Here is a 1,496-nt window from a genome sequence, read left to right on the forward strand (position 1 = left end):
GGGATTTTTTTTAATTCCTAAAAAGCATAAAAATATAAAAATTATAATACCAAACAAGGCTCTTAGCTGCTTATCTGTAAACATATTTATTTCCTACGGTTTTTGATAATTTTTTGATCTCTTTATTGAGCTCATCTATAAGAGGTTCGTAATTGAGAACGCTTTGCGGAATACCACCCCCATAAACCCATGCTTTCACTTGCGCCTTGGTACTGTAATCAACTTTCTCAGGCATCTCATGATACTGACCACCGTCAAATTCTTCGTATTCTCTTGTGCCATCATCATATTCGTAAAGGTTGTAAAAATACTCTGCTACCCCTAATCCCCATGGTGCATGACCGACCGCCGTTGCTACCCACTTTTTTTGCCCTTTCTGTTTACGTTTTTTTAAAAACATCTGGTTTAATATCCCCTATCTAAATCCATAACTTTACCAATGGGTTTATTTGCCTCAAAATGGACCGTGTAGAAGCGTTTTTAATTTCAATGTGGTTTTTTATCATAAAATCTTTAAATCGCTCTGTACGGTGCCTTTCTGTCAATTTAAACGCATCTCTATTCTCAAAATCATCAGCAAATTTCACTACTTTGCTGTTTTTTCGGATGCTTTTAAATACGATTTCATGACTGATGCTCCCGACAAAAGCTCTGCTTTCAAATTTCTGCAATACTCTGCAAGCTCTGCTCCTGTTGGCATAAAGGTTTTCGAAAAGCCGTTTGCTTTTCCGCATATGATATCCTTAACAGCCTGCTTTAGAGCGTATTCTGAAGTATCTGATAAGGCTATGCTATAGTTCAAAGCGATAACATTAGGGTCTATATTTGCTGGTATTTTTAGACCAGAAAGCAAATAAGCAGCCGCCTCGATATGTTCAACCGTAACTTTCCGTGAAAGCAGTGCTTGTAAGCGATTACAGTCTTGCAAAACTTGCGCTCTCTCCTCCAGCGTCAACGGCTTTCCATACATAGAGATTGGAGGATACACACTCCGGTCCACTCTCTTGGAAAGTGCTTGCAAATGAACTGATAGCCTCTGTATCTCTGCTGCATTCTGATCCATAAGAATCGCTAGTGGAGATTGCTGCTTTGAGTGTACTGAAGCTTTGTGAAAGGCTGTTTGTGAAGTTATTTGTTGAGAGCTTATAGCGTTCGTTTGCATATCGTTTCTCCTGTTCTAATTTCTTGGCTAGCGTTCCATTCTGGTTAATAATCCAACCACACCAAGCACTTTGCCAATCGCGATTGTTTGCATTTCGACATGGGTTGGCTTTCCAATGAAGTTTAAATCTTTCGAATTCTAATAACGCCTCATCATGCGTTAAGCCTTTATCGATTGCGTATTGCAAATCGGGTTCAAAATCTTCTGGTACACTTCCAAGTTCTTTTTTCCCCTTACTTCGCTTGGCTTTCTTAGGAACGCTTTCTTGCTCGTGAATGATTGGTTGGTTGGTTTCTAACGTTTCGATTTGTTCTGATTGGCTGTCAACAGCAGC

2 protein-coding genes and 1 pseudogene are annotated in these 1,496 nt (G+C 39.4%); all 3 read right to left on the reverse strand.

Annotated elements, in window-relative coordinates; translation table 11 throughout:
- Positions 1-70: 70 nt before the first annotated feature.
- The gene (locus U736_RS0108680) at positions 71-400 is read right to left on the reverse strand and encodes a hypothetical protein (protein ID WP_026500684.1); all 330 of its coding nucleotides are present in this window, start codon (positions 398-400) and stop codon (positions 71-73) included.
- A gap of 186 nt (positions 401-586) precedes the next feature.
- Complete coding sequence (locus U736_RS0108685) at positions 587-928, reverse strand: hypothetical protein (protein WP_244596112.1); 342 nt, start codon at positions 926-928, stop codon at positions 587-589.
- Positions 915-1,496 (reverse strand): annotated as a pseudogene (locus U736_RS12430) (DUF1376 domain-containing protein); the annotation flags it as partial. The pseudogene U736_RS12430 and the gene U736_RS0108685, both read right to left, overlap by 14 nt.

Source organism: Bartonella grahamii ATCC 700132 (assembly GCF_000518085.1).
Lineage (GTDB): Bacteria > Pseudomonadota > Alphaproteobacteria > Rhizobiales > Rhizobiaceae > Bartonella > Bartonella grahamii.